The 25,606-nt window shown below is 65.4% G+C and carries 27 protein-coding genes; 18 read left to right on the forward strand and 9 right to left on the reverse strand.

All coding sequences use genetic code 11. The annotated features are described in order from the left end of the window. Nucleotides 1-86: 86 nt before the first annotated feature. Nucleotides 87-1,709 (forward strand): hydantoinase B/oxoprolinase family protein, encoded by a 1,623-nt coding sequence (locus tag ACQY8M_RS22045; protein ID WP_428659698.1) that lies wholly within the window; start codon nt 87-89, stop codon nt 1,707-1,709. A gap of 8 nt (nt 1,710-1,717) precedes the next feature. On the opposite strand, the gene ACQY8M_RS22050 is transcribed toward ACQY8M_RS22045, so the two are convergent. Further along, nucleotides 1,718-1,942 carry a hypothetical protein gene (locus ACQY8M_RS22050; RefSeq protein ID WP_428659701.1) on the reverse strand — a complete coding sequence of 75 codons (225 nt, stop codon included), beginning with the start codon at nt 1,940-1,942 and terminating at the stop codon, nt 1,718-1,720. A 72-nt stretch (nt 1,943-2,014) separates the two neighbouring features. Here ACQY8M_RS22050 and ACQY8M_RS22055 point away from each other — a divergent pair, with 72 nt between their 5' ends. Next, nucleotides 2,015-2,296 (forward strand): hydantoinase B/oxoprolinase family protein, encoded by a 282-nt coding sequence (locus ACQY8M_RS22055; RefSeq protein ID WP_428675440.1) that lies wholly within the window; start codon nt 2,015-2,017, stop codon nt 2,294-2,296. Between the two features lie 115 nt (nt 2,297-2,411). On the opposite strand, the gene ACQY8M_RS22060 is transcribed toward ACQY8M_RS22055, so the two are convergent. From ACQY8M_RS22060 to ACQY8M_RS22075, 4 genes are all read right to left on the reverse strand, one after another. Further along, nucleotides 2,412-2,960, reverse strand: a complete 549-nt coding sequence (locus ACQY8M_RS22060; RefSeq protein ID WP_428659703.1) for a hypothetical protein — start codon at nt 2,958-2,960, stop codon at nt 2,412-2,414. Beyond that, nucleotides 2,920-3,168, reverse strand: coding sequence for a hypothetical protein (locus tag ACQY8M_RS22065; RefSeq protein WP_428659706.1), 249 nt, complete (start codon nt 3,166-3,168; stop codon nt 2,920-2,922). Before ACQY8M_RS22065 ends, ACQY8M_RS22060 begins: the two co-directional genes overlap by 41 nt. 188 nt (nt 3,169-3,356) lie before the next feature. Beyond that, on the reverse strand, nt 3,357-4,745 hold the full coding sequence (locus ACQY8M_RS22070; protein WP_428659709.1) for a sigma-54-dependent transcriptional regulator: 1,389 nt from the start codon (nt 4,743-4,745) through the stop codon (nt 3,357-3,359). Next, complete coding sequence (locus ACQY8M_RS22075) at nt 4,738-6,078, reverse strand: sensor histidine kinase (RefSeq protein WP_428659712.1); 1,341 nt, start codon at nt 6,076-6,078, stop codon at nt 4,738-4,740. The genes ACQY8M_RS22070 and ACQY8M_RS22075 overlap by 8 nt, the downstream gene beginning before the upstream one ends. Before the next feature lie 470 nt (nt 6,079-6,548). Here ACQY8M_RS22075 and ACQY8M_RS22080 point away from each other — a divergent pair, with 470 nt between their 5' ends. Next, nucleotides 6,549-6,944 carry a glutathione S-transferase N-terminal domain-containing protein gene (locus tag ACQY8M_RS22080; protein ID WP_428659715.1) on the forward strand — a complete coding sequence of 132 codons (396 nt, stop codon included), beginning with the start codon at nt 6,549-6,551 and terminating at the stop codon, nt 6,942-6,944. Nucleotides 6,945-6,973: 29 nt separating this feature from the next. Here the strand turns inward: ACQY8M_RS22080 and ACQY8M_RS22085 are convergent, their stop codons facing one another. After that, complete coding sequence (locus ACQY8M_RS22085) at nt 6,974-7,258, reverse strand: type II toxin-antitoxin system RelE/ParE family toxin (protein ID WP_428659718.1); 285 nt, start codon at nt 7,256-7,258, stop codon at nt 6,974-6,976. Beyond that, the gene (locus tag ACQY8M_RS22090) at nt 7,258-7,482 is read right to left on the reverse strand and encodes a hypothetical protein (RefSeq protein WP_428659720.1); all 225 of its coding nucleotides are present in this window, start codon (nt 7,480-7,482) and stop codon (nt 7,258-7,260) included. The genes ACQY8M_RS22085 and ACQY8M_RS22090 overlap by 1 nt, the downstream gene beginning before the upstream one ends. Nucleotides 7,483-7,661: 179 nt before the next feature. Between ACQY8M_RS22090 and ACQY8M_RS22095 the strand changes: the two genes are divergently transcribed. From ACQY8M_RS22095 to clpS, 15 genes are all read left to right on the forward strand, one after another. After that, on the forward strand, nt 7,662-8,258 hold the full coding sequence (locus tag ACQY8M_RS22095; protein ID WP_428659722.1) for a glutathione S-transferase family protein: 597 nt from the start codon (nt 7,662-7,664) through the stop codon (nt 8,256-8,258). A 6-nt stretch (nt 8,259-8,264) separates the two neighbouring features. Further along, nucleotides 8,265-9,503: an imidazolonepropionase gene (gene hutI, locus ACQY8M_RS22100; protein WP_428659725.1), complete on the forward strand. Its 1,239-nt coding sequence runs from the start codon at nt 8,265-8,267 to the stop codon at nt 9,501-9,503. After that, entirely contained in the window at nt 9,500-10,762 is a 1,263-nt protein-coding gene (locus ACQY8M_RS22105) for a M20/M25/M40 family metallo-hydrolase (RefSeq protein ID WP_428659728.1), read from the forward strand. Before hutI ends, ACQY8M_RS22105 begins: the two co-directional genes overlap by 4 nt. A 43-nt stretch (nt 10,763-10,805) precedes the next feature. Next, a complete protein-coding gene (locus ACQY8M_RS22110; protein WP_428659731.1) occupies nt 10,806-12,401 on the forward strand; it encodes an ABC transporter substrate-binding protein in 1,596 nt (531 codons plus the stop codon). A gap of 190 nt (nt 12,402-12,591) precedes the next feature. Next, the gene (locus ACQY8M_RS22115) at nt 12,592-13,569 is read left to right on the forward strand and encodes an ABC transporter permease (protein ID WP_428659734.1); all 978 of its coding nucleotides are present in this window, start codon (nt 12,592-12,594) and stop codon (nt 13,567-13,569) included. Between the two features lie 8 nt (nt 13,570-13,577). Next, nucleotides 13,578-14,411 (forward strand): ABC transporter permease, encoded by an 834-nt coding sequence (locus ACQY8M_RS22120; RefSeq protein ID WP_428659737.1) that lies wholly within the window; start codon nt 13,578-13,580, stop codon nt 14,409-14,411. Then, on the forward strand, nt 14,408-15,376 hold the full coding sequence (locus ACQY8M_RS22125; RefSeq protein WP_428659740.1) for an ABC transporter ATP-binding protein: 969 nt from the start codon (nt 14,408-14,410) through the stop codon (nt 15,374-15,376). The genes ACQY8M_RS22120 and ACQY8M_RS22125 overlap by 4 nt, the downstream gene beginning before the upstream one ends. Further along, nucleotides 15,351-16,322, forward strand: coding sequence for an ABC transporter ATP-binding protein (locus tag ACQY8M_RS22130; protein WP_428659743.1), 972 nt, complete (start codon nt 15,351-15,353; stop codon nt 16,320-16,322). The genes ACQY8M_RS22125 and ACQY8M_RS22130 overlap by 26 nt, the downstream gene beginning before the upstream one ends. A gap of 220 nt (nt 16,323-16,542) precedes the next feature. After that, the gene (locus ACQY8M_RS22135; RefSeq protein ID WP_428659746.1) at nt 16,543-17,982 is read left to right on the forward strand and encodes a 4-hydroxyphenylacetate 3-hydroxylase family protein; all 1,440 of its coding nucleotides are present in this window, start codon (nt 16,543-16,545) and stop codon (nt 17,980-17,982) included. Beyond that, on the forward strand, nt 17,982-19,385 hold the full coding sequence (locus ACQY8M_RS22140; protein ID WP_428659749.1) for an FAD-binding oxidoreductase: 1,404 nt from the start codon (nt 17,982-17,984) through the stop codon (nt 19,383-19,385). The genes ACQY8M_RS22135 and ACQY8M_RS22140 overlap by 1 nt, the downstream gene beginning before the upstream one ends. A gap of 16 nt (nt 19,386-19,401) precedes the next feature. Continuing rightward, complete coding sequence (locus ACQY8M_RS22145) at nt 19,402-20,412, forward strand: ABC transporter substrate-binding protein (RefSeq protein ID WP_428659752.1); 1,011 nt, start codon at nt 19,402-19,404, stop codon at nt 20,410-20,412. Between the two features lie 45 nt (nt 20,413-20,457). Further along, nucleotides 20,458-21,207, forward strand: coding sequence for an ABC transporter ATP-binding protein (locus tag ACQY8M_RS22150; RefSeq protein WP_428659755.1), 750 nt, complete (start codon nt 20,458-20,460; stop codon nt 21,205-21,207). Further along, nucleotides 21,200-22,021: an ABC transporter permease gene (locus ACQY8M_RS22155; RefSeq protein WP_428659758.1), complete on the forward strand. Its 822-nt coding sequence runs from the start codon at nt 21,200-21,202 to the stop codon at nt 22,019-22,021. The genes ACQY8M_RS22150 and ACQY8M_RS22155 overlap by 8 nt, the downstream gene beginning before the upstream one ends. 1 nt (nt 22,022) lies before the next feature. Further along, nucleotides 22,023-23,381: a cytosine deaminase gene (locus ACQY8M_RS22160; protein ID WP_428659761.1), complete on the forward strand. Its 1,359-nt coding sequence runs from the start codon at nt 22,023-22,025 to the stop codon at nt 23,379-23,381. Between the two features lie 26 nt (nt 23,382-23,407). Beyond that, complete coding sequence (gene clpS / locus ACQY8M_RS22165) at nt 23,408-23,722, forward strand: ATP-dependent Clp protease adapter ClpS (protein ID WP_428659764.1); 315 nt, start codon at nt 23,408-23,410, stop codon at nt 23,720-23,722. Between the two features lie 88 nt (nt 23,723-23,810). On the opposite strand, the gene ACQY8M_RS22170 is transcribed toward clpS, so the two are convergent. Together ACQY8M_RS22170 and ACQY8M_RS22175 are read right to left on the reverse strand one after the other, a co-directional pair. Then, the gene (locus tag ACQY8M_RS22170) at nt 23,811-25,013 is read right to left on the reverse strand and encodes a pyridoxal phosphate-dependent aminotransferase (protein ID WP_428659767.1); all 1,203 of its coding nucleotides are present in this window, start codon (nt 25,011-25,013) and stop codon (nt 23,811-23,813) included. A 167-nt stretch (nt 25,014-25,180) separates the two neighbouring features. Next, nucleotides 25,181-25,606 carry a GlcG/HbpS family heme-binding protein gene (locus tag ACQY8M_RS22175; protein ID WP_428659770.1) on the reverse strand — a complete coding sequence of 142 codons (426 nt, stop codon included), beginning with the start codon at nt 25,604-25,606 and terminating at the stop codon, nt 25,181-25,183.

Consider the following 25,606-nt stretch of genomic DNA (forward strand, 5'->3'; position numbering starts at 1 on the left):
CGGCTCTCCAGAGCCGCTCTTCTTCGGACTGCCACATCCCATGAGCGGCTCTGGAGAGCCGCGCTCCCGGCCATGAGTGTCCTTCGATGACCCGCACCTTCGATCCGATCGAATTGGAGCTGCTGTGGCGGCGCCTTATCTCCGCCGTCGACGAGGCCGCGGTCGCCATGGTGCGCACCAGCTTCTCGACCCTGGTGCGCGAGAGCTACGACTTCTCCTGCGTCATCACAGACGAGACCGGCCAGTCGCTGGTGCAGGCGTCGGAGAGCATCCCGAGCTTCATCGGCACCTTGCCCGAAACGGTGAAGCACTTCCTGCGCTTCTTCCCGCCCGACAGGCTCGCGCCCGGCGACGTGCTGATCACCAACGACATCTGGCTCGGCACCGGCCATCTGCCCGACATCACCTTGGCCAAACCGATCTTCAGGGACGGTAAGCTGATCGCTTTCAGCGCGACGACGGCGCATGCGCCGGACATCGGCGGCAAGATCCGCAGCCCCGAGCCGCGCGAGGTGTTCGAGGAAGGCCTGCAGATCCCGCCGATGAAGATGATCGCGGCAGGCCGGACCGACGAGACGCTGGTTGCCATCATCCGCAAGAACGTGCGCACGCCCGATCAGACGATGGGCGACCTCTATGCGCAGATCGTGGCGCTCGACGTGATGGAAGACCGGCTGCGCGTGCTGATGGACGGCTATGGCCTCGACGACCTCACCGATCTCGCGCGCGAGATCCAGGGCCGCTGCGAAACGGCGATGCGCGCGGCGATCCGCGAGCTGCCCGACGGAACGTATCGGAGCGAGCTCAAGACCGACGGCATCATGGAAACGCCGATCACCATGAAGCTCGAGCTCACCATCAAAGGCGACGAGATCAGCATGGATTTCGCCGGCACCGATGCTCAGGTCGACCGCGCTATCAACTGCGCTCTCTGCTACACGACGGCGATGGCGATGTACGGGGTCAAGGTCTGCACCAGCCCCAACCTGCCCAACAACGAGGGCGCCTTCCGGCCGATCTCGCTGAGCGCGCCCGAAGGCTGCATCGTCAATCCGCAATTCCCGGCGCCGGGCGGCTCGCGGATGCTGATCGGCCATTACGTGCCGATGCTGGTGTTCGGCTGCCTCGGCCAGATCGTGCCCGAGCGCGTGATGGCCGCGTGCGGCAGCCCGATGTGGGGCATGAACCAGTCGGGCGTGCGGGAAGGGGGCAAGCCCTACGCCAACATGTTCTTCTACAACGGCGGCATGGGCGGCAATACGCAGCGCGACGGCATCACCTGCCTGAGCTGGCCGTCGAATGTCTCCTCGACCTCGATCGAGATCAGCGAGCACATCGCGCCGCTGCGCTTCCATCACAAGAAGCTGCGGCCCGATTCCGGCGGCCCCGGCCGTCACCGCGGCGGGCTGGGCCAGGAGATCCTGATCGAGAGCCGCAGCGAGACGCCGATCGCCGTCTCCTTCCTCGCCGAGCGCACGATCTTTCCGGCCTTCGGCATCGAAGGCGGCAAGGATGGCGCGCCGGGCGAGCTGCGCATTAACGGCGAGCTGACCGATCCCAAGAAGCAGTACGTGATCCGGAAGGGCGACACCGTCTCCCTCGGCACCCCGGGCGGTGGCGGGCATGGCGATCCGAAGCAGCGCTCTGCCGCCGCGCTCGTGGCTGACGTGGCGGCGGGATATGTGACAGCTGAAAACTCTTATCGCTGAGTACGTCTCTACGCGTCGCGTAGATCCAGGCGCCGCTCGATTTTGTCGAGACGCTCCACCTGGCGATCGACCATCAGCTCAACGCGGGCGTCGGCTTCGGCGAGGGCTATCAGATCGCGACGCACACTGTTGAGGCCCGTCTTGAGTTCACGCACATCATCGCGCAAGCGGTCGACCTTTTCGTCTATCCGCCGCAGATACGCCAGGACCAAGTTTTCCGGCTCGTTTGCCATGGGAATAAGAATAGACATTCCTTCGGGCGAAATGAAGGCCGTTGCTGAAACATGTTCCTCTACAACGGCGGCATGGGCGGCAATACGCAGCGCGACGGCATCACCTGCGTGAGCTGGCCCTCGAACGTCTCCTCGACCTCGATCGAGATCAGCGAGCACATCGCGCCGCTGCGCTTCCACCACAAGAAGCTGCGGCCCGATTCCGGCGGCCCCGGCCGTCACCGCGCCGGGCGAGCTGCGGATCAACGGCAAGCTCACCGACCCGAAGAAGCAGTACGTGATCCAGAAGGGCGACGCGGTTTCCCTCGGGACTCCGGGCGGCGGCGGGCACGGCGACCCGAGAATACGGAGTGACGCGGCCCTGGCGACCGATGTCGCCGCGGGCTATGTGTCGGATCTTGCTCCATACGGTCGGTAGAGGACGGCCTGCTTCGCGTGTTGCGCACGATCGCGGACCAGCCGAGCCCGGCTAGAACCTTCGCGACCATCTCAGGCTGAAGTTCAGCTCGCGCCAAGTTTCGCCCTCCCAGTCATACCTATAGCCGTTGAACTCCGCCCCGATCGTACCTCTCGCAACGGTCCCGATCTCCTGACGCAGGGTGAGACCCGCGAAGTTGGCCGATCCTGCGGCAAACCCGGAGGGCGCAAGGCCCGCGTAGCTCGTGCGGCCCGCTGACAGCGCGACCAGAAACCCGCCACCCGACCAGGATGCCTCCAGCGCAGCCGTCTTGCTCAGGAGTTGATTGTATTCCGCCGGTCGCGCTGAACGGCTCGAATCCATGCCGAACAAGCCAAGGGAGAAACCACCCAGATTTCCAAAGTTCGAAAGCTCTACCGTGGCGCCCTCCGGATCGAAAGCGGTCGCGCGACCGCTCGACAGGACGATGAAGAGGAGCGCTAGAAGGGGGCGATTCATCGCGGCCATCAGCACCTCCATCGCATTGGCGACGGAGGTGCCGACAAGTCTAGACGCGAAGTTAGCGGCCGCGGCCGCGATGGCGACCGCGTTGATCTTCACCTGTCTCGTTCTTGCGGCCGCGGCTTTCGGCTTCACGATTCAACTCGCGCACGCCGGACAGCGAGGTGTCCTGCGTGACGAGGTTGTCGGCATCGAACGCGAGCTGGCTCTCGAAATTGGCCTCGACCGTGCTTGCCGACGCCGTGCCGGCGAGAGCGCTGATGCCGACGATGATTGCGGCGGCGGCAACGAAGCGATTGGAGATCATTGGATAGTCCCTTCAGGCAAAACCGGAAAAGCCCGGCACCGCCTTAGGAGCACCCCACATGCCAATCGTTCGGAAGCTTTCTAACTTATTGATTTAATGGACTAATTCTGTTTTTAGGCTGTGGGGGAATGGTGGGGCATTTCGCCATTGTGGGGCTTCTCACCAAGCTGCCATTGGACCTTCGGAGTTTATACGAATTCCTCGCGTCGAAGAGCATGCTTGTCCATGCGGTAACGCAATGTGTCACGCGACACGCCGAGCGACTTCGCGGCCAGCGTGACGTTGCCATGGACCTTCCGGAGGGCGGTGACGATCAGTTCGCGCTCGACATTCCCGAGCGTCGCGCCGTTCGCTTCCGGTCGCTCCTTGGAGCCGATTGCCACGACTTCGCGCAGGCTCAGGTCAGGTGGCTCGATGCGGCTTCCAGCGGTCAGCATGCAGGCTTGCTGGATGACGTTTCTGAGTTCTCGAACGTTACCTGGCCAGGAATGCGCGAGAAGTGCCGCCTCTGCCGCCGGAGTCAGCGTCAACTCGCTGCGTCCATAGCGATTGCGCCATTCCTTCAGGAAGAGGCCGGCAAGGCTGAGGATGTCGCTGGCTCGGCTGCGCAATGGGGGCGAGGTAATCGTGATCGTGTTCAGGCGATAGTATAGATCGCTGCGGAATTCGTTTACTCGAACCTTGTCCTCGAGAGATGCATTGGTCGCGGCAATCAGCCGGACATTGATGCGCCTGTCACGCACGCCGCCTACAGGACGGATGACCCCGTCCTCGATGGCTTTCAGGAGCTTTGCCTGAGCCTGCAGGGTCAGTTCGCCGACCTCATCCAGAAACAGCGTCCCGGCATCGGCAGCCTGGAAAAGCCCGACCTTCTTTTCGCGCGCGTCCGTGAAGGACCCCTTCTCGTGACCGAAGAGCTCGGACTCCACAAGGTGCTCGGGCAACGCGGCACAATTGACCTCAATGAAAGGCGCCTTGCGGCGCGGTCCGTCGAAGTGCAGCGCCCGCGCGATCAGCTCCTTTCCCGTCCCGGTTTCGCCGAGAATCAAGACTGGCGGCCCCGGCTGCGCGCCCGATGCGCCGCTGTCGGCATTGATGACCATTCCGATCCGCGTCTTCATGTCCCGGATTGCCGGCGAGTCCCCGACGATCCTGTCGAGTCCGCTGCGTCGCTCTTCCTTTGTCCTGAAGTAGGAAAGCGAACTCTCCAGCTTCGACTGCTCCACCAGCTTCTCGAGGAGCAGAGCGATTTCGTCGAGGCCGACGGGCTTGGTAAGATAGTCGTCCGCGCCAGACTTCATCGCCTCGACCGCGGTTTCCACGCTGCCGTGGGCTGTGATCATCACCAGTTTTATGGCCCGATCGGAACTCCTGATCGTCTTTATCAGGTCCATCCCGACGCCGTCGGGAAGGTTCTGGTCTATCAGGATGGCGTCTGGCTGCAGTTCTTCATAGGCCTTCGCGGCGCTTCGCAACGTGCCGGCCACGACCACCTCGTATTCGCGGCGCTCGAGGTAAGTCTTGACGTTGCGCGCGAGCAGCGCCTCATCTTCAACGAGGAGAACCAGGCTACGCACGGTGGGGCACCGTCTCCAAAGTAATCGTAACCGACGTCCCCGAAGTGACGCTGCTCGAAATGGATAGACTCCCGTTCCATCTCTCGATGACACCTCGCGCCAGCGCCAAGCCAAGGCCAAGCCCCCTGGACTTGGTCGTGAAGTAGGAACCGGAGACTCGGGTGAGCAGGGTCGGCGGAATGCCCGGCCCGTTGTCGGCTATCTCGATCGACACTTGTCGCCCCTTTGACTTTTCGGAGACCGCAATATCGAGCCTTCCGCCATCGCCCATTGCCTCGATCGCGTTGTCGACGATGCTCGTTACGGCATGCTCGAACAGAACGGGATCGATCAGGCTCGTCGAGCGACGCTCACGCTGATCGGTTCGTTGCACGGCGATCCGACTTCTCTGCAAGGCGCCTTTGCGCTTGGCGACCGCCAGGTCGACGATGGTCATTGGATCGAATGCCTGCCTGTCGGACAGTTCGGGACGCGCATACGACAACAGATCGCGGACGTATCCGTCCATGCGATCCACCTCGCGTATGACGTCTTCGGCTACGTCGGTGCGACCTGCTGGCAACTCGCTGCGCCACAACTCCGCGGTCGATCGGATCGCCGCCATAGGGTTCCGAAGGCTGTGCGCGATCGCGCTGGCGAGTTGGCCGATCATGGCGAAGGATTGAAGCCGGGCCAATTGCTGCTGCTGACGCTCGATCTGCACGGCACCGCGCTCGACGATCCAGAACAGGGTCAGATAGAGCAAGAGCGCGGCGCCCAACGCAAGCAGCCAGATCATTTGGCGTGCCTGGTCGATGGTGACGTTCAACGAAGTCGGAAATTTGTAGAGCTCAATTGCGCCGATAACGTCGTGATCTGGTTGTGCCGAACGGATCGGCAAGTACGCTTCGATGAAGCGCCCCGAGTGTGGCAAGGCGACGTATTCGCTCTTGTGATGTTCGATCGAGTTGATTTCGGTGATGCGCTCGCCCTTCAACGCCTTCTCGAGGTCGGGGTTGTCGGCAAATCTCTGACCGACCAGCTGCTTCTCCGTGGACCACAACACCTGGCGATCGGCAGAGTAGATGTTTGCCCGCATCATGCCCGGCGTCTTGACGAGATGCCTGACGAACTCCCTCAGCGCCGGATTTCCTGGTGCGGGTCCTCCGAACACGGCATCGCCCTCGACCGCAACGATCCCCTGAAAGAACTCTTGCGATATTTCGCTTTCGTACTCCAGAAGACTCCGGGTGATGAATTCGGCGACCCAATAAGCCGATGCACCGCAAATCACGCCGACGAGGCCCAGGGCGACGACCGCGAACCACAGGCGGATGTTGAAGGTCCTTTTCAAACGCGTGCCCTCTTGCTCGTGGCCCTATGCGTTCGCGGCCTCATACTCCTGCCTCGCGTCTTCACCGTGCCTCTCATGCCTGGCTGTTCGCTGCAGGCCGACATTGATTGCTCCCCACCTTGAATACCTGCAAGAGCAGACTGCATGCCAAGGTCACACAATTTTCACAGCGCTTGACCGGACGCGCTCGAATGCGTCTCAATCACGAGGGGTGGGTGGTGGATTTGCCCCAGTGTGGGGCATATCCCCACCCGACGAGCGGTCGGGGTCGTCCGCCGATAGGAGCTTCCCGTTTCCTCGGCTCGGACGGCTCGGGATCGATCGACGCTCGGCATGATATGGAGCCGGCTCTCGCCGCCGCTTTCGTTGTCTCGACGGAATTGCCGCTCATGACGGAATTGCCGCTCATAAAGACGATGATATCGGTCCAAGACGATGAGCAAGATGCGGCCCTCAATCGGAGGAGATCGATGAAGCTCGCCTCCTCTCCCGCCAGCCCCTACGTCCGCAAGGTCACCGCCTGCGCCATCGCGCGCGGCATCGACAGCAAGATCGAGCGGATGAAGATCGGCACGACCGATCCGGCGCTTCTGGCGCTCAACCCGCTGTCCAAGGTGCCGACCCTGATCACCGACGAGGGCATGTCGATCTACGACAGCCCGGTGATCTGCGAATATCTCGACAGCATCGGCGACGCGCCCAAGCTGTTTCCGCCAGCCGGTCCGGCACGCTGGAAGGCGCTGGTGCAGGAGGCGCTGGGCGACGGCATTCTCGACGCCACCCAGCCGCGGCGCCGCGAGATCCCGCTGCCGCAGGACGAGGGCCGCAAGAACTACATCGCGCTCCAGCAGGGCAAGGTGAAGTGACAGGCCGCACGGCGTATCGCCGCCAAGTATCAGAATAAGGCCGATCGCGAGCGGGATGCTGAATGGTCAGAATCACGACTTCTTCGGCTGCAGCGTTGATGGCGTATACACGACGTAAGGATAGCGCCGTGTGATGAGCTTGCGGACCTCGTCGGTCGATTGCCGCCGGCCAATGCGGGAAAGAGAACGAGGACTTTCAGGGACCGTAGGATCGCGGCGCGGACGCGCTTCGCGGCTTGCGGATTCCTCTCCTGGATGTCGTCAGCTATTTCCTGAAGATCACTCGCCGCTTGCCGCGTGAAGCGGAGCTTCATCAATCGAAGCGGCGGAATATCGCTTCGATTTCAGCGTCCGTGGCGAAGTCGCTGCGCTTGGCCTGGGCGAGGCCCTCCAGGACGGCCGGCAGGTGAGCGGCATCGGTGGATTCTGCCTCATCATCAACGGCGCTCAATGTGAGCATAGCGCGGGCGATCTCGTCCTGGCCGTCGGGCGGCAAGCGCCGAACGGCTTCAAGAGCCTGGTCGAGCAGCTTCGTCATGCGCGAGAAGAATAAGACATTGTGGACGGATAGTGAAGAAGGCTGTGGATCGCCGCGGGATGCTCGGAATCTGTCGTTTCGCGCCATTTTCAGTGACCCGCCGCTGACGTTCTCGCACAAAGACGGTGAAAACGGTCGGGAACAGTGAGCAATATGCGGCCCTCAATCGGAGGAGATCAATGAAGCTCGCCTACTCGCCCGCCAGCCCCTACGTCCGCAAGGTCACCGCCTGCGCCATCGCGCGCGGCCTCGACAGCAAGATCGAGCGGATGAAGATCGGCACGACCGATCCGGCGCTTCTGGCGCTCAACCCGCTGTCCAAGGTGCCGACCCTGATCACCGACGAGGGCATGTCGATCTACGACAGCCCGGTGATCTGCGAATATCTCGACAGCATCGGCGACGCGCCCAAGCTGTTTCCGCCAACCGGTCCGGCACGCTGGAAGGCGCTGGTGCAGGAGGCGCTCGGCGACGGCATCCTCGACGCCACCCAGCCGCGCCGCCGGGAGATCGCGCTGCCGCAGGACGAGGGGCGCAAGAGCTACATCGAGCTGCAGCAGGGCAAGGTGAAGGAGGCGCTGGCGGTGTTCGAGAAGCAGGCCGACTCGCTCGGCATGCTGACCACCATCGGCGAGATCACGATCGGGTGCGCGCTGGGCTATCTCGATTTCCGCTACGCCAACGAGCCGTGGCGACCGGGCCATCCCAAGCTCGAGGCCTGGTACGCCAAGGTCGTGAAGCTGCCGCCGCTCGCCGACACCATGCCGGTGGGCTGAGCCGCCATGTTCGATCTGCTGCTGCGCAACGCCGCCGTCGCGACCATGCAGGACGGCTCGCCCTTTGGATTGATGTCGAAGGGGGCGGTCGGCATCGCGGGCGGCAAGGTCGCCTGGATCGGGCCGGACGCGGAAGTGCCCGCTTCGGAAGCCGCCAAGGTCTGGGACCTCGGCGGAAAGGTCGTCACCCCAGGACTCGTCGATCCGCATACCCACATCGTCTATGGCGAGGAGGGGCTGGTCGACTTCGAGGTGCTGTCGCAGGGCGGTCAGCGCTGGGATCTCGAGCCGAACGGCGGCGGCGTCGGCGCCATGGTGAAGCGCACGCGGGCGATGTCGGAGGATGCGCTCTATGCCGCGAGCCGCGCGCGCATGAGCCGCCTGCTCGCCAACGGCGTCACCACGGTCGAGAGCAAGTCGGGTGCGGGCCTCGACAAGGAGGTCGAGCTGCGCCTGATGCGCGTCTCGCGCGCGCTCGGTAAGGACCTGCCGATCACTGTCGTGTCGACCTTCCTCGGCGCGCATGGCCTGGCGCCGGAATTTGCCGGCCGCCGCGACGACTATGTCGACTTCATGTGCAGCGAGGTGCTGCCCGAGGCGGTGAAGCAGGACCTGGTCGATCAGGTCGACGGCTTCTGCGACAAGGTCGGCTTCAGCCACGAGCAGATGGGCCGCCTGTTCAGCAAGGCCCAGTCCTACGGGCTGGGCGTGAAGGCGCATTCGGACCAGTACACCGACTTCGGCGCCGGGGCGATGGTTGCCGCGCATCGCGGCCTGTCGGCCGACCATCTCGAATTCGCCTCGCTCGCCACCGTGCGCGCGATGGCCGAGGCGGGGACGGTGGCGACGCTGCTGCCCGGCGCGCATCTGACCTTGCATGAAACGCGCAAGCCGCCGGTGGAGATGTTCCGCGAGATGGGCGTGCCGATGGCGCTGGCCACCAACTCCAATCCGGTGAGCTCGCCCACCGTGGCGCCGGCGTCGCAGATGCACCTTGCCTGTTATCTGTTCCGGCTGACGCCCGAGGAAGCGCTGCGCGGCTTCACCGTGAACAGCGCGAAAGCCCTCGGCCTCGCCGACAAGGCGGGGCTGATCGCCGTCGGCCGTGCCGCCGATCTTGCGGTCTGGGACACCGACGACCCGCGCGGCATCGCCTACGCGATCGGCGGGGCAGGGTGCCTCGGCGTGGTGAAGAACGGTGTCGTCGTGCACAAGGCCGCCGTCCCGGAGTTTGCCAGAGCATGAGCGCACGCGAAAAACTCCTGGGCTGGCTCGATACGGAGCGCGACCGGCAGGTCGAGTTCCTGCGCGCCTTCACGCGCATCGACACCTGCAATCCTCCCGGCGACACGACCGAGGCGGCCGACTTCTTTCGTCGCTTCCTGGATGGCGAGGGTCTCAGGCATCGCACGGAGGCGCCGCAAGCCTCGATGCCCAACCTGATCAGCAGATTCACCGGTGCGAAGCCCGGGCGACATTTGGTGTTGAACGGCCATCTCGATGTCTTTCCGATCGGCGATCGCACGGTGTGGAAGGGCGATCCCTTGTCCGGCGAGATCGTCGACGGCCGCGTCTATGGCCGCGGCACGGTCGACATGAAGTGTGGGACGACGGCGTTGCTGTTCGTCCATGCCTACCTGCATCGCCTGAAGGATGAGCTGCCCGGCAAGGTGACACTCACGGTCGTCTCCGACGAGGAGACCGGCGGCAAGTGGGGCGCCGACTGGCTGGTCAACAACTGCGCCGACGAGGTGCTGGGCGACTGCGTGCTGAACACCGAACCAAGTGGCCTGCAGACCGTGCGGTTCGGCGAGAAGTCGATGCTCTGGGTGCGCTTTCGCATCAATGTGCCGGGCGGGCACAGCGCCTATCCGCATACCAGCCCAAGCGCGAACAAGATCGCCGCGTCGCTGATCAAGGAGCTCGAGGCGATCGAGAAGATCGAGCCCGACGATCCCGAAGTCGTTCGCCGGACGCTCACCCGGGCCGATGTACGAACGGCTGCGGACAAATCGCTCGGTGCCGGCGCGGCCGACGTCGTGCGACGCGTGTCGGTGAATATCGGTGTCATGCAGGGTGGCGTGAAAGTGAACATGCTGCCCGCCGAGTGCGTGCTCGATGTCGATTTTCGCTTGCCGGTCGGCATCACGCGGAAGACCGTGCTCGATGCGATTGCCGCGATCGTCGCGCGCTATCCCGCCATCAGCTTCGAGGAACTGCTCAAGGGGAATCCCGAGGCGAACTGGTGCGATCCGACGCACGAGATGGTCGGGCACCTCACGAGAAATGCCGCATCTGCACTGGGTTACGAGCCCAAGCCGATCGTCAGCCTTGGCGGCACCGACACCCGTTTCTGGCGAATGAAGGGCGTGCCCGCGTATGTCTACGGTTGCTCGCCGGCCGGCATGGGCGGCATCGACGAGGCCGTGAGCATCGACGAGTTCCATCACGTGTTGCGTACACATGCGCTCGCCGCATTCGATTACCTCATGGCTGGCGCCTGATCGGCGCCAGTTTTATGGTACGCATATTGCGGCAGGGAATGACATGAACACACATCTGACTCGGCGGGCCACGATGGCCGGCCTCGCTTTGACGACTTTCGGCTCGATGACGGCGCGCGCGGAGCCGGTGAAGGGCGGGGTGCTGAATGTCGCCCTGTTTCCCGAGCCGCCGATGGCGGTGTCGGCGTTCAATTCGTCGACCTATGTCGGCCTGATCTCGACAAAGGTCTTCGACGGTCTCGTGACCTATACCTACGAGATGAAGCCGGAGCCGTTGCTGGCGACGTCGTGGGAGATCGCGCCGGACGGGCTCACCTATACCTTCAAGCTGCGGCCCAATGTGAAGTGGCACGACGGCAAGCCCTTCACCTCTGCGGACGTGAAATATTCGCTCGAGAAGGTGTGGAGCAAGATGCATCCGCGCGGCCGCACCACGTATCAGAACGTGACGTCGGTCGAGACGCCGGACGATACAACGGTCATCCTGAAGCTCTCCAAGCCGACGCCGATCCTGATGAAGTCGCTGTCGAGCTACGAATCCCAGGTCATCCCCAAGCACATCTTCGACGACGGCACGGACCTCGCCAAGCATCCCGGCATGAACGCACCGATCGGCACCGGGCCGTTCGTGTTCAAGGAGTGGAAAAAGGGCGAATACATCCTGATGGAGCGCAATCCCAACTACTGGGACCAGCCCAAGCCCTATCTCGACAAGATCGTCTGGAAGATCATCCCCGATGCGGCGGCACGCGCGGCGGCGCTCGAAACCGGGGAGGCGGATTTCACGGCGTTCAGCGCGGTCTCGATCTCCGACATCAAGCGGCTCGCCTCGCTGCCGAAGCTCGCCGCCGAGACCAAGGGCTACGAATATCTCGCGCCGCTCTTCCTGCTCGAGCTGAACAATCGCAACGAATATCTGGCGAAGGTCGAGGTGCGGCAGGCGATCAGCCACGCGATCGACCGCAAGTTCCTGATCGACAATGTCTGGGAAGGCTACGGCACCGCGCTGACCGGACCGATCCCGCCGACCAACGTCGAATACTATACGAAGGACGTGCCCGACTCGGTGTCCTACGATCCGAAGAAAGCCGCCGAGCTGCTCGACAAGGCCGGCTACAAGGTCGGCGCCGGCGGCAAGCGCTTCAAGCTTCGGCTCGAGGTCGTGGCCGTCTCCGACACGATGGCGCCGTCGGGCGAGTACATCAAGCAGGCGCTCGGCAAGGTCGGCATCGACGTCGAGCTGCGCAACATCGACCTCGGCGGCTTCATCAAGCGCGTCTACAGCGACTACGACTTCGACATGACGATGAACGTCATCTATGCCATGCCGGATCCGACGATCGGCGTGCAGCGGCTCTACTGGAGCCAGAACATCAAGAAGGGCGTGCCCTTCGCAAACGTCTCCGGCTACTCGAACCCCGACATGGACAAGGCCCTCGAGGGCGCGCAGACCGAGAACGATCCGGCCAAGCGCAAGGCGATGTTCGTCGAGATGCAGAAGATCGCGGCCCGCGACGTGCCGTTGACCGACCTGTTCTACATCAAGTACGTGACGCTCCATAACAAGCGCGTCATGGAGCACACGACCGGCGCCGAAGGCACCTACGCGAACTTCGCCAAGGTCTATCTCGCGAAGTAGGTAAAGTAAGATGAGTTGTCGCTTTCCTCCCCCGCTTGCGGGGGAGGTGGCGCCGTCTTACGGCGTCGGAGGGGGGGCGACGCACCATCTTGCGCGACGCCCCCTCCGTCAGCGTAAGACGCTGACACCTCCCCCGCGGAGCGGGGGAGGGAATCTCAGGCGAGCTCGACCCATCAAGTTGGCCTAGCCCATGTATCGCGTCATTCGTATCGTCCGGCGGCGCCTCCTGCAGATGATTCCGGTCATCCTCGGGATCGTCGTCTTCAACTTCGCGCTGCTCCATCTCGCGCCGGGCGACGCTGTCGACGTGATGGCGGGCGAGGCGGGAGCCTCGAACGCCGAATACGTCGCCCAGCTGCGCCAGCAGTACGGGCTCGACAAGCCGTTGCCGGTGCAGCTCGGCAACTATCTCTGGCACGTCGTGCAGCTCGATCTCGGCTATTCCTATCGCCACAACAGGGCAGTTCTCGGGCTTATCCTGGAGCGCCTGCCGGCGACCCTTTGGCTGATGCTGACCGCGCTCTCGCTGTCGATCCTGCTGGGGGTGGGGCTGGGCGTGCTGGCGGCATGGCGGGTGCGCACGGCGACCGACACCGTGATCTCGATCTTCGCGCTGCTGTCCTATGCGACGCCGACCTTCTGGATCGGCCTGATGTTTATCCTGCTGTTTGGCGTGACCCTCGGCTGGCTGCCGACCACGGGCATGGAATCGGTCGGTGCTGGATACAAGGGCCTCGACCGCGTCGTCGACATCGGACGGCACATGCTGCTGCCCGCGGTGACCCTGGCGCTGTTCTACATGGCGATCTACACGCGGCTGATGCGTGCCTCGATGCTCGAAGTCTACGGCCTCGACTATGTGCGCACCGCCCAGGCCAAGGGCCTGGCCGACGGCAAGATCGCCTTCAAGCATGTGCTGCGCAACGCGCTGCTGCCGGTCGTGACGGTCGCGGGCCTGCAGGTCGGCTCGCTGCTCGGCGGCTCGGTTCTGGTCGAGACGGTGTTCGGCTGGCCCGGGCTCGGGCGGCTGGCCTACGACGCGGTGTTCCAGCGCGACTTCAACACGCTGCTCGGCATCCTGCTGCTCTGCTCGATCGTCGTCGTGCTGGCCAATCTCGTGGTCGACATGCTCTACGCCGTGCTCGACCCGCGGATCGAATACCAGTGAGAAGGCTCATGGCCTTCTGGCGGCAGTACCGCCGCAACGTCGCCGCGGTGATCGGTCTTGCGATCCTGCTGGTCGTCGTCGTGATGGCTGTCTCCGCACCGCTGCTCTATCCCGGCGATCCTTGGGACATGGCCGGCAAGCCCTTCATCTGGCCGTTCCAGAGCTGGAAGTTTCCGCTCGGCACCGATCGGCTGGGCCGGGACGTGGCGGCCTGCATCTTCCACGGCGCACGCGTGTCGCTGCTGATCGGCATCGTGGCCACGACCGTGGCCGTGGTCGTCGGCATCGTGGTCGGCGCCTTCGCCGGCTTCTACGGCGGCAAGGTCGACGACGTGCTGATGCGGCTGACGGAGATCTTCCAGACCATCCCGTCCTTCATCTTCATCTTCGTCGTCGTCGCGGTATTCACCCCCACGGTCCCGATCATCGTCCTGGCGATCGCGGTCGTGTCATGGCCGCAGCTCGCGCGGCTGGTGCGCGGCGAGTTCATCGCGCTGCGCGGCCGCGACTTCATCCAGGGCTGCATCGCCATCGGCATGAGCGATCTCCGGATCATCTTCTTCCAGGCGTTGCCCAATGCGCTTGCGCCGGTGATCGTCACCGCCTCGGTGACGGTCGCGCTGGCGATCCTGGCCGAGTCGGGCCTGGCTTTTCTCGGCCTCGGCGATCCCAACGTCATGAGCTGGGGCACGATCATCGGCGCGGGCCGCGCAGTGCTGCGCCAGGCGTGGTACCTGACGGCCATCCCGGGCGTCGCCATCCTGCTCACGGTGCTGTCGCTCAACCTGATCGGCGACGGCCTGAACGATGCGCTCAATCCGCGCCTGCGGGGCCGGCGATGAGCGCCATCCTCGAGGTGTGCGACCTGCGCACCGTGTTCCGCTCCGAGGCGGGCACCGCGCAGGCGGTCGACGGCATCAGCCTGCAGGTTGGCCGCGGCGAGACCCTGGCGCTGGTCGGCGAGTCGGGCTGCGGCAAGTCGATGACCGGCCTGTCGCTGCTGCGCATCGTGCCGAAGCCCTATGGCCATATCGTCGGCGGGGAGATCCGGCTCGATGGCCGCGACTTGCTGAAGCTGCCGGAGGCGGCGATGCGGCAGGTGCGCGGCAACGAGGTCGCGATGATCTTCCAGGAGCCGATGACCTCGCTCAATCCAGTCTTCACCATCGGCAACCAGATCGTCGAGGCGATCCAGACCCATCGCGATGTCGGCAAGGCCGAGGCGCGCCGCCTGACGGTCGAGCTGCTCGACCAGGTCGGCATTCCCGATGCCGGCCGCCGGCTCGACGACTATCCGCACCGGCTGTCCGGCGGCATGCGCCAGCGCGCCATGATCGCCATGGCGATCTCCTGCAAGCCCAAGCTGCTGATCGCCGACGAGCCGACGACGGCGCTCGACGTCACCGTGCAGGCGCAAATCCTGACACTGCTGCGCCGCCTGCAGGACGAGCTGGCGATGGGCATGATCCTGATCACGCACGACCTCGCCGTGGTGGCCGAGACCGCCAGCCGCGTGGCCGTCATGTATGCCGGCCGCATCGTCGAGAACGGCACAGTGCGAGACGTGCTGCGCCGGCCGCGGCATCCCTACACGCAGGGCCTGCTGCAGGCGACGCCGCATGCCCGCAAGGCCGGCGGGCCGCGCCGCAAGCTGGCGGAGATCACCGGCCTCGTGCCATCGCTCTACGAGATGCCGCCCGGCTGTGCCTTCGCGCCACGCTGCCCGAAGGCACAGGCGGTCTGCCGGTCGACGGTGCCGACCCTAATCGTGGGAGGAGGCGATGTCGCCTGCCACTTCCCCGGCTGAGCCGCTGCTCTCGATCCGCGAGCTGGCGAAGTCGTTCCGCGTCTCCGGCGGCACGGTGCGCGCGGTGAACGGCGTGAGCTTCGATATCGCGCGCGCCGAGACCGTGGGGCTGGTCGGCGAGTCGGGCTGCGGCAAGTCCACGCTCGGCAAGACGATCCTGCGGCTGATCGATCCCGACAGCGGCTCGATCCTGCTCGCGGGCGAGGAGATCGGGCGGCTGACCCGCAGCGCGTTGCGTCCCCATCGGCGCCGCATGCAGATGATCTTCCAGGACCCCTATGCATCGCTCAATCCGAGGATCACCGTCGGCCGGCTGATCCAGGAGCCGATGGACGCGCACAAGGTCGGCACGGTCGCCGAGCGCAAGGATCGGGTGGTCTGGCTGATGCAGCGGGTCGGGCTGCGGCCCGAGCATGCCGAGCGTTTTCCGCACGAATTCTCCGGTGGCCAGCGCCAGCGCATCGGCATTGCCCGGGCGCTCGCTCTGAATCCGGACCTGCTGATCTGCGACGAGCCGGTCTCGGCGCTCGACCTGTCGGTGCAGGCCCAGGTGCTCAATCTGCTGGTCGAGATCCAGGAGGAGTTCAAGCTTTCGCTCCTGTTCATCTCCCACGATCTTTCGGTCGTCGCTCATCTCGCCGACCGGATCATGGTGATGTATCTCGGCCACATCGTGGAGATCGGCACGCGCGACGCGGTGTGGGAGCAGCCGCTGCATCCTTATACGCGGGCGCTGATCAGCGCGGTGCCGCGGCTCGATCCCGACGAGGAACGCCCCGCCAAGGTCGTTCTGAGCGGCGACTTGCCCAGCCCGATGAATCCGCCCGCGGGCTGTCCTTTCCATACCCGGTGTCCGGTGGCGATCGAGCGCTGCTCACGTGAGATGCCTGCCCTGCGTGTTTTGGCTGACGGCAGCCAGGTCGCCTGCCATCTTATCTCCCGATGACAATCTGCGGTCTGAACACATCTTGAATTCTCCTCCCTGGCGAAGCCGGGGAGGTGGCGCGGTAATCCGCGACGGAGGGGTCATAGGCCACAACATCGGTGCGGCCCATGACCCCTCCGTCGCCGTAAGACGGCGCCACCTCCCCGCGCTGCGCGCAGGGAGGAATTTGACGAGACGATGTGTCCACGCTGTAGCCGATGACAATGAAGGGTGGGATGGCATGCCGGCGCGCACGGGCGAACAGTTCCTCAAAGGGCTGAAGGGCCCGCGTGCCGTCTGGGTCGACGGCGAGCGGGTGAGCGACGTCGTCAGCCATCCCAAGCTCTGCGGCGCGGCGCACGCCCTGGCCGAGATCTACGACCTGCAGCATGTCGAGGCCGCGACCTGCCTCATGCCCGACCCGGAAACGGGCGAGCCGATCCCCGTCAGCCACATGATCCCGCGCTCGCGCGAGGACCTGGCGAAGCGGGGTCGGGCGCTGCGCACGGTGGCGGAATATTCTGTCGGGCTGATGGGTCGCACGCCCGACTATATGAACGTGACCTACGCGGGCTTTGCCGGCCGCCCCGACGAATGGGGCTCGCACGGCAACGAGGCCGGCGCCGAACGGCTGGTCGCCTACCAGAAATTCCTCCGCCGCAACGACATCTCCCTGACCCACACCATCGTGCAGCCGACCGTCGACAAGGCGACCGGTGACGCGCCGGTGGCCGGCAACGAGCATGCCCTGCGCAAGGTCGGCGAGACCGAGCACGGCATCGTGGTGCGCGGCGCGCGCGTGCTGGCGACGCTGGCGCCCTTCGCCGACGAGCTGGCGGTCTATCCGGCGGCACCGCTGCCGCAGGGCGCCGATGCCTATGCGCTGTCCTTCTGCATTCCGATGGGCGCACCGGGGCTGAAGTTCCTGTGCCGCGACAGCGTCTCGAGCGCCGGCAGCCGCTTCGACCATCCGCTGTCGAGCCGCTTCGACGAGCAGGACGCCTTCGTGATCTTCGACGACGTCGAGGTGCCGCGCGACCGGCTGTTCATCGACTGCAATCTGAAGACCTACAACACGGTTATGACGACGAGCTGGCCGCCGAACATCCAGCAGCAGACCATGATCCGCGCCTCGGTGAAGCTCGACTTCGCCTGGGGCGTGGCGCTGCGCATGGCGGCGGCGATCAATGCCGCCGACCCCGAGACGATGCGCATGATCGGCGAGATCTGGAGCTATGCCGAGCTGACGCGCGCCGCCGTGGCGACCGCCGAGGCCGAGGCGCGCGAGTGGCCGGGCGGGATGTGGACCTGCGCGGCCTCGCCGCTGCACGTGCTGCGCGGCATCCTGCCGATCTGGTTCCCGCGGGTGAACGAGATCCTGCGCCTGATCGGCTCGCACAACATGTTTGCCACGCCGACGGCGGCGCAGATGGCCGATTCGGACCTGCGGCCGCTGATCGACCGTTACCTGCCCGGGGCCAAGGGCATGGCCGCGGAGGAGCGCATCCGGACCTTCCGGCTGGCGTGGGATTTTGCGGGCAGCGCGCTGGCCAGCCGCAACGAGCAGTATGAGCGGTTCTACCTGGCCTCTTCGGGCCGCAACATGGCCCGGCATTTGCAGTTCACCGATCGCAGCCGCGCCGACCGGTTGGTCGACCGGTTCCTGAAGGAGCCGTACTGATGGCCAATCTGGCGGGTTTCATCGAGGCGCTGGGCGATATTCCCGCGATCACCGAGCCGGCGCTGGTGAAGCGCAAGAGCCGCGACATGACGGCGGCCTTCAGCCCCGTCATGAAGCGCGAAATGGCCGACAAGTTCGCCGACGCCATCGTCACGCCGCGCAATAAGCAGGACGTGCTGCGCATTGCCTCGGCCGCCGCGCGCAACCGCATGCCGCTGATCGCCCGCGGCGGCGGCACCGCCAATTTCGGCCAGGGGATTCCCCTGCAGGGCGGCGCCATCGTCGACACGACCGCGCTGAGCCATATCGCCTGGGTGCGTGACGCCAAGGTGCGCGCGGAATGCGGCGCCCGGCTGATCGACATCGACGCCCGCACCCGCGAGCAGGGCTGGGAGCTGCGCATCCATCCCTCGACCAAGAAGGCCTCGACCCTGGGCGGCTTCGTCGGCGGCGGCCATGCCGGCGTCGGCAGCTGCGTCTACGGCATCCTGCGCGACCGCGGCAACATCCTCGGGATGGAAGTCGTGAGCGTCGAGGAGGATCCGAGGATCGTCGAGCTGCGCGGCGACGACGTGAACCTCGTGCATCACGCCTACGGCAGCAACGGCATCATCACCGAGCTGGAGATGCCGTTGGCACCGGCCTGGCCCTGGACCGAAGCGATCGTGCTGTTCGACGCATTCATGGGCGCGGTGAGCTTTGCCCACGCGCTCGCCACGTCCGACGGTATCGTGAAGAAGCTGATCTCGATCGCCGGCTGGCCGATTCCCGGTATGCTGAAGCCGCTCACCCCGTTCGTTCGCGACGGCAAGAGCATGGTGATGTGCCTGATCGCCGAACCGTTCTTCGAGAGCTTCGAAGCGCTGGTGGTGGAGCACGGCGGCACGATCACCTATAGCGGCAAGGACAGCGAGGGGCCGTTCGGCCGGCCCCTCTACGAATTCTCGTGGGGCCACACGCGGCTGCACGTGAACAAGGAGGACCCGTCGATCGTCGCCGTGATCGGCCTGTTCGCCTCGAACGATCCGGTCGGCGACATCGCCAAGAGCCATCGCCGTTTCGCGCACCTGCCGGGCATGCATTTCGAGGTCAAGCGCATCGACCACCGGCTGAGCTTCCAGGGCTCGCCCTATTTCCGTTACGAGTCGGACGAGCAGCTCGCCGAGGTCATGCGCGGAATGGCCGAGGACGGCGCGATGATCGCGAACGCCCATACCTTCCTGGTCAAGGAAGGCGGCATGAAGAGCGTGGGCGAGGCGGACATCGCCTTCAAGCGGCGCATGGATCCCTACGATCTGATGAACCCCGGCAAGCTCAGTCTCGGTGGTGGCGAAAAGTCCGGCAGCGCCGGAGCTGCCCTGCCGAGCGAAGGATGGAAGTATGGTCAGACCAAAGCTGCCTGACCCTGAGGAGAAGACAATGAACGTTCGCCTGTCCCGCCGCCGGACGCTCGGCCTTGCCGCAACCGGTACCGCCGCGCTGCTGGCCGCGCCCCGGATCGGCCACGCGCAGGGAGCGGACAAGGTCGCGCTGCAGACGAGCTGGCGCGCGCAGGCCGAGCAGGGCGGCTACTACCAGGCGATGGCGACCGGCCTCTACAAGCAGGCGGGGCTCGAGGTCGAGATCAAGCCGGGCGGCCCGCAGCTCGATGCCAACGCCCTGCTGCTCGCGAACCGGGTCGAGTTCATCGAGAGCAACATGCTCGGCACGTTGAACTTCGCGCGCGAGAACCTGCCGGGCGTGGCGATCGCCTCGTTCTTCCAGAAGGACCCGCGGGTGCTGCTGTCGCATCCCGGCGTGGGCAACGACACGCTGCCGGCCCTCAAAGGCAAGCCGATCCTTGTGGCGACGGCAGGACGTCAGGGCTATTGGCTCTGGCTCAAGGCGAAGTACGGCTACACCGACGACCAGGTGAGGCCCTACACCTTCAACATGGCGCCCTTCCTCGCCGACAAGACGATCTCCATGCAGGGCCTGCTGACCAGCGAGCCCTATGCCGTGCGCCAGGCGGGCGTCGATCCGGTGGTCCATCTGCTGGCCGACCACGGCTTCGCCAACTACCAGGCGACCGTCATGACCTCGCCCAGGATGATCGCGGACAAGGCCGACGTGGTGCAGCGCTTTGTCGATGCCACCATCAAGGGCTGGGTCAGCTATCTCGGCGCCGATCCGGCGCCCGGCAATGCGCTGATCAAGAAGGACAACCCCGACATGACCGACGACAAGATCGCTTTCGCGATCGAGTCGCTGAAGAAGAACGGCGTGGTCGGTGGCGGCGACGCGCCCAGGCTCGGTTTCGGCGCGATGACGACGGAACGCTGGCACGGCTTCTACAAGGACATGGCCGATGCGGGCGCCCTGCCGGCCGGCCTCGCGATCGACAAGGTGTTCACGACGCAGTTCGTGAACAAGAAAGTCGGCATGACCTGATACATGCTCGGGACGTCTTCTCTGCAGCGTAGTGGCGCCCCCCCGATGTCTCCGCCCGTCGTGGCTTGCCGGGCGATCGGCAAGCGGTTTTCGAACGGCACCGTCGCGCTGCGCGACGTCGATCTCGATATCCACGAGCAGGAGTTCCTCTCGCTTCTCGGACCGTCGGGCTGCGGCAAGAGCACCTTGCTGCGACTGATCGCCGGCCTGGGCGAGCCGAGCTCCGGCTCGATCACGTGGCAGACCCACGATCCCGCCCTGTCTTTCGTCTTCCAGGAACCGACGCTGATGCCGTGGGCCACGGCTCTGGCCAACGTCGTGCTGCCGCTGAAGCTTGCCGGCGTCGCGCGCGAGGAGCGGACGCAGCGGGCGACGGCGGCGCTCGCCCAGGTCGGGTTGGCCGGGTTCGAGAAATCCTATCCACGCGAGCTGTCCGGCGGCATGAAGATGCGGGTGTCGATCGCGCGCGCGCTGGTGACACGGCCGAAGGTGCTGCTGATGGACGAGCCCTTCGCGGCACTCGACGAGATCACGCGCTTCAAGCTCAACAACGACCTGCTCGAGCTGTGGCAGCGCGAGAGCTTCACCGTCGTCTTCGTTACCCACTCGGTGTTCGAGAGCGCGTTCCTGTCGAGCCGCATCGCGGTGATGGCCGCGCGGCCGGGCCGGGTGATCGAGGATATTGCCGTCGACGCGCCGTATCCGCGCGACGCCGGTTATCGCACCTCGCCGGCCTACAACGAGCATTGCCGGCGCACTTCGGCGGCGCTCGAAAAGGCGATGGCCCATGGCTGACGCCAGCATCGATACGATGGAGGAACGCCGAGCCATCGACTGGTCGCGCTTCGTGGCGCCGCTGGTGCTCGGCCTGCTGGCGCTCGGCGCGTGGGAAGGTCTGGTGCGCGCCTGGAAGATCCCACCCTACCTGTTGCCCGGCCCGATCCTGATCTTCCAGACCCTGATCACCGACTGGGGCACGCTGATGGAGTCGTGGTGGGTCACCATGTCGATCAGCCTGGCGGCGCTTGCGGCGGCGGTCGTGGTGGGCGTGCTCCTGTCGGTGCTGTTCGCGGCGTCGAAGTGGGTCGAGCGTTCGTTCTTTCCCTATGCCGTGATCCTGCAGGTGACTCCGATCGTGGCGATCGCGCCGCTGATCATCATCTGGGTCAACGACGTCAAGCTGTCGCTGCTGATCTGCGCCTGGATCGTGGCCTTCTTCCCCATCCTGTCCAACACCACGGTCGGGCTGAACTCGGCCGACCACAATCTCGTCAACCTGTTCCAGCTCTACCGCGCGAAATGGTGGCAGACCCTGCTGCATCTCAAGCTGCCGTCGGCGATGCCGTATTTCCTCGCCGGCCTGCGCATCTCGGGCGGCCTGTCGCTGATCGGCGCGGTGGTCGCGGAATTCGTGGCCGGCACCGGCGGCACGCAGTCGGGGCTCGCCTATCGCATCCTCGAATCGGGCTATCAGCTCCGCATCCCGCGCATGTTCGCGGCGCTGCTGCTGATCTCGCTGTCGGGTATCGTGCTGTTCCTGGTATTGAGCCTGATCTCGCATCTTTGCCTGCGCCGCTGGCACGAGAGTGCGATCCGGCGGGAGAACTGACATGCCGGTGACCGGCTTCTTCGATCCGCCTGCCGCCGGCCGTTATGCGCTGCGCCGCGTCCATGTGCCGGCGAGCCTGCTGAGCGATCCTCCGCCGGGGCCGGCCGATCAGGACGAACTCGTCTTCTGCGATCTCGTGATCGAGGACGGCAAGGTCGCCGAGGTGGCGGCCGCCGGCAGCGTTGCCGCCGAGCTTGGCCCCGACCTCGATCGCTCGCTGGTCCTGCCTGGCATGCTCGATGCGCACGCCCATCTCGACAAGGGCCACATCGTGCCGCGCGCCCGCAACCAGACGGGCGACCTGCTGGGCGCGGCAGCCGTCACCGGTCCGGACCGCGCGAGCCGCTGGCATGCCGAGGATGTCCGCCGCCGTCTCGAATTCGGGCTGCAGACCGCCTATGCCAAGGGCGTGGTGGCGATCCGCACGCATCTGGATTCCCTGGCGCCGCAGCCCGCGACCACCTTTCCGGTGTTCAAGAAGCTGCGCGACGAATGGGCCGGCAAGGTCGAGCTTCAGCCCTCGACGATCTGCCCGATCGACATCTTCCTCACCGAGCAGGGCCGGCAGCTCGCCGACATGGTGGCCGACATCGGCGGCAACCTGGGCAGTGGTACGCGCTTCGTGGCGCCGGTGTCGTCTCTGGTGCCGCCCGAGTTCGACGTGGCGATGGACCGGATATTCACGCTCGCCGAGGAGCGCGGCCTCGACCTCGACATGCATGTCGACGAATCGAGCGATGTCGAGGCGCGCACCCTGATCCGGATCGCGCGCATGGCGGTGAAGCGCGGCTTCAAGGGCCGCATCCTCGCGGGCCACACCTGCTCGCTGGCGCTGCAGACCGATGAGTTCATCCAGGAGACGATGGACGCCTGCAAGGATGCGGGCATCGATTTCGTCAGCCTGCCGGCGGTGAATCTCTATCTCCAGGCGCGCCCCACGTTGGGCGGCAATGCGGCTCGCAAGACGCCGCACTGGCGCGGCGTCACCCTGTTGCACGAGCTCAAGGCGCACGGCCTGAATGTCGCGATCGGCGGCGACAACGTCCGCGACCCGTTCTACGGCTACGGCGACCACGACATGCTGGAGAATTTCACACAGGCGGTGAAGATCGCCCACCTCGACCATCCGCACGACGACTGGATCACCGCGGTGACCTCGGTGCCGGCGGCGATCATGCAGCTGCCGCAGTTCGGCGTGATCGGGGCGGGCAGGGGCGCCGACCTGATCGTGACCCGGGCGCGCGACTGGCACGAGCTGCTCGCGCGCTTCCAGGCCGACCGGGTGGTGATCCGTCACGGAAAGGCCATAGACACGACCCTGCCGGACTACCGTCAGCTGGACGACTTGGTTAGGATTTAGCCTCCCTCCCGCATAGGAGCCGGCCGATGAGCGACGATGACATCGACGTCCTGAAACCGGAGACGATCCTCAAGCCCAAGATCGAGCAGCCGCGCCTCTACAAGGTCGTGCTGCTGAACGACGACTACACGCCGCGCGAGTTCGTGGTGCAGGTGCTGAAGGCCGTCTTCCGGACCACCGAGGATCAGGCCTATCGCATCATGATGACGGCGCACCAGAAGGGCGCCTGCGTCGTCGCGACCTTCACGCGCGACGTGGCCGAGAGCAAGGCCAAGGAAGCCACCGATCTCGGCCGGCAGAAAGGCTATCCGCTGGAGTTCTCGACCGAGCCGGAGGAGTAGCTCTTCCGCTGGGAGCGCGGCTCTCCAGAGCCGCTCATGGGAAGTGGCAGTCCGAAGAAGAGCGGCTCTGGAGAGCCGCGCTCCCAGCTCAGCGCAAATCCGCGCAGAATTCCTGGATGCGCTTGCAGCCTTCGCGGAGGCTCTCGATATCGGTCGCGTAGGAGATGCGGAAGTAGGGGCTCATCCCGTAGGCCGTGCCCTGCACCGTGGCGACATGGCGTTCCTCGAGCAGCGCCGTCACGAAGTCGGTGTCGGTCTCGAGCTTCTTGCCCCCGGGCGTCGTCTTGCCGATGCAGCCCGCGATGTTGGGGAACACGTAGAACGCGCCCTCGGGCTTGTGGCAGGTGATGCCCTTGGCCTCGCGCAGCCAGCCGACCACCAGGTTCCGCCGGTTCTCGTAGTCGTCGCGATGGCTCTGGATCAGGTCCTGCGGGCCTTCGAGCGCGGCGAGCACGGCCGCCTGGCCGATCGTCGAGACGCCGGCGGTCGCCTGGCCCTGCATGTTCATCATCGCCGCGATCATCGCCTTCGGGCCGCCGGCATAGCCCACCCGCCAGCCGGTCATGGCATAGGCCTTGGAGGCGCCGTTCACGGTCAGCGTGCGGTCCTTGAGCTTCGGCTCGACCTCGGCGATCGAATGCATCTTCACGCCGTCATAGACGAGATGCTCGTAGATCTCGTCGGCCATCACCAGCACATGCGGGTGCTGCATCAGCACGTCGGCGAGCTCCTTCATTTCCTCGCGCGTGCAGACGGCGCCGGTCGGGTTGTTGGGGAAGTTCAGCACGACCCACTTGGTGCTGGGCGTGATCGCCGCGTCGAGATCGGCGGCGCGCAGGCGGAACTGGTTGTTCTCGGGGCACGACACCGACACCGGGATGCCGCCGCACAGCTTCACCTGGTCGGCGTAGCTGATCCAGCCGGGGGCGGGGATGATCACCTCGTCGCCCGGGTTCACGCTCGCCATGGTGGCGCCGAACATGATCTGCTTGCTGCCGTTGCTGATCATGATCTCGTCGAGCGCGTAGTCGAGATTGTTGTCGCGCTTGAATTTCTTCTGCACCGCCTTCTTGAGCGCGAGCTGGCCGTCCTGCGGCGGATATTTCGTGTCGCCGGCCAGCGCCGCCTGGTGCGCCGCCTCGATGGCGTTCGGCGGCGACTTGAAGTCGGGCTCGCCCGACGACAGGCCGACGATCTTGACACCCTGCGCGCGCAGTTCGCGGACCTTGCGGGTCATGGCGGCGGAGGCGGAAACTTTGACGTTCTTCAGTCGCTCGGCGGGCTCGAACATGGGTCCTTCCAGAATGGCCGGGGAGCATTAGGCCCCCCCGCGCCCGGGCGCAACCCGCCCGGGCGGAGGCGCTTTCGACCCTCGATAGATGTGTCATCCCGAGCGTAGCGAGGGATCTATGTGTCGCCCATGATCCCTCGCTACGCTCGGGATGACACGGCCAGACCCTACCCCCAGGACAGGCCGGCCGCCTCGACGCCCGCGATGCACACCGCCTCGTCCTCGTCGCCGGTGCCGCCCGAGCCGCCGGCCGAGCCGAGCACGTTGCCCTCCTTGTCCTTGATCACCACGGCGCCGGTCTGCGGAACGAACTTGCCCTGACCGACGGCGGCGAGCGCGCCGTAGAACTGCGGATTGTCCTTGGCGCGCTGCAGGAGGGTGCGGCTCGAGGCGCCCATGCCGAGGGCGGCCCACGCCTTGCCGATCGCGATGTCGTTGCGGAACATGTTGGCGCCGTCCTCGCGCTGCAGCGCTTTCACGTGGCCGGCATCGTCGAGCACTGCGACGGTCAATGGCTTGGTCTTCATCTCGCGCGCCTTGGCGAGCGCCGTTTCGACGATCTTGTTGGCCTGGGCGAGCGTCAGTCTGGGCAT

Origin of the sequence: Reyranella sp. (assembly GCF_965279465.1) — a bacterium.
Classification (GTDB): Bacteria; Pseudomonadota; Alphaproteobacteria; order Reyranellales; family Reyranellaceae; genus Reyranella.

Excerpts from the sequence above, each read along its gene's own strand:
- ACQY8M_RS22095 (WP_428659722.1), top strand. The coding sequence starts at position 7,662 with ATGAAGCTCGCCTACTCGCCCGCCAGCCCCTACGTCCGCAAGGTCACC.
- ACQY8M_RS22125 (WP_428659740.1), top strand. The coding sequence starts at position 14,408 with ATGAGCGCCATCCTCGAGGTGTGCGACCTGCGCACCGTGTTCCGCTCC.
- ACQY8M_RS22140 (WP_428659749.1), top strand. The coding sequence starts at position 17,982 with ATGGCCAATCTGGCGGGTTTCATCGAGGCGCTGGGCGATATTCCCGCG.
- ACQY8M_RS22110 (WP_428659731.1), top strand. The coding sequence starts at position 10,806 with ATGAACACACATCTGACTCGGCGGGCCACGATGGCCGGCCTCGCTTTG.
- ACQY8M_RS22080 (WP_428659715.1), top strand. The coding sequence starts at position 6,549 with ATGAAGCTCGCCTCCTCTCCCGCCAGCCCCTACGTCCGCAAGGTCACC.
- ACQY8M_RS22170 (WP_428659767.1), bottom strand. The coding sequence starts at position 25,013 with ATGTTCGAGCCCGCCGAGCGACTGAAGAACGTCAAAGTTTCCGCCTCC.
- ACQY8M_RS22120 (WP_428659737.1), top strand. The coding sequence starts at position 13,578 with ATGGCCTTCTGGCGGCAGTACCGCCGCAACGTCGCCGCGGTGATCGGT.
- ACQY8M_RS22085 (WP_428659718.1), bottom strand. The coding sequence starts at position 7,258 with ATGAAGCTCCGCTTCACGCGGCAAGCGGCGAGTGATCTTCAGGAAATA.
- ACQY8M_RS22155 (WP_428659758.1), top strand. The coding sequence starts at position 21,200 with ATGGCTGACGCCAGCATCGATACGATGGAGGAACGCCGAGCCATCGAC.
- ACQY8M_RS22150 (WP_428659755.1), top strand. The coding sequence starts at position 20,458 with ATGTCTCCGCCCGTCGTGGCTTGCCGGGCGATCGGCAAGCGGTTTTCG.
- ACQY8M_RS22105 (WP_428659728.1), top strand. The coding sequence starts at position 9,500 with ATGAGCGCACGCGAAAAACTCCTGGGCTGGCTCGATACGGAGCGCGAC.
- ACQY8M_RS22145 (WP_428659752.1), top strand. The coding sequence starts at position 19,402 with ATGAACGTTCGCCTGTCCCGCCGCCGGACGCTCGGCCTTGCCGCAACC.
- ACQY8M_RS22135 (WP_428659746.1), top strand. The coding sequence starts at position 16,543 with ATGCCGGCGCGCACGGGCGAACAGTTCCTCAAAGGGCTGAAGGGCCCG.
- ACQY8M_RS22065 (WP_428659706.1), bottom strand. The coding sequence starts at position 3,168 with ATGATCTCCAATCGCTTCGTTGCCGCCGCCGCAATCATCGTCGGCATC.
- ACQY8M_RS22045 (WP_428659698.1), top strand. The coding sequence starts at position 87 with ATGACCCGCACCTTCGATCCGATCGAATTGGAGCTGCTGTGGCGGCGC.
- ACQY8M_RS22055 (WP_428675440.1), top strand. The coding sequence starts at position 2,015 with ATGGGCGGCAATACGCAGCGCGACGGCATCACCTGCGTGAGCTGGCCC.
- ACQY8M_RS22090 (WP_428659720.1), bottom strand. The coding sequence starts at position 7,482 with ATGACGAAGCTGCTCGACCAGGCTCTTGAAGCCGTTCGGCGCTTGCCG.
- ACQY8M_RS22160 (WP_428659761.1), top strand. The coding sequence starts at position 22,023 with ATGCCGGTGACCGGCTTCTTCGATCCGCCTGCCGCCGGCCGTTATGCG.
- ACQY8M_RS22115 (WP_428659734.1), top strand. The coding sequence starts at position 12,592 with ATGTATCGCGTCATTCGTATCGTCCGGCGGCGCCTCCTGCAGATGATT.
- clpS (WP_428659764.1), top strand. The coding sequence starts at position 23,408 with ATGAGCGACGATGACATCGACGTCCTGAAACCGGAGACGATCCTCAAG.
- ACQY8M_RS22130 (WP_428659743.1), top strand. The coding sequence starts at position 15,351 with ATGTCGCCTGCCACTTCCCCGGCTGAGCCGCTGCTCTCGATCCGCGAG.
- ACQY8M_RS22175 (WP_428659770.1), bottom strand. The coding sequence starts at position 25,606 with ATGCCCAGACTGACGCTCGCCCAGGCCAACAAGATCGTCGAAACGGCG.
- ACQY8M_RS22050 (WP_428659701.1), bottom strand. The coding sequence starts at position 1,942 with ATGGCAAACGAGCCGGAAAACTTGGTCCTGGCGTATCTGCGGCGGATA.
- hutI (WP_428659725.1), top strand. The coding sequence starts at position 8,265 with ATGTTCGATCTGCTGCTGCGCAACGCCGCCGTCGCGACCATGCAGGAC.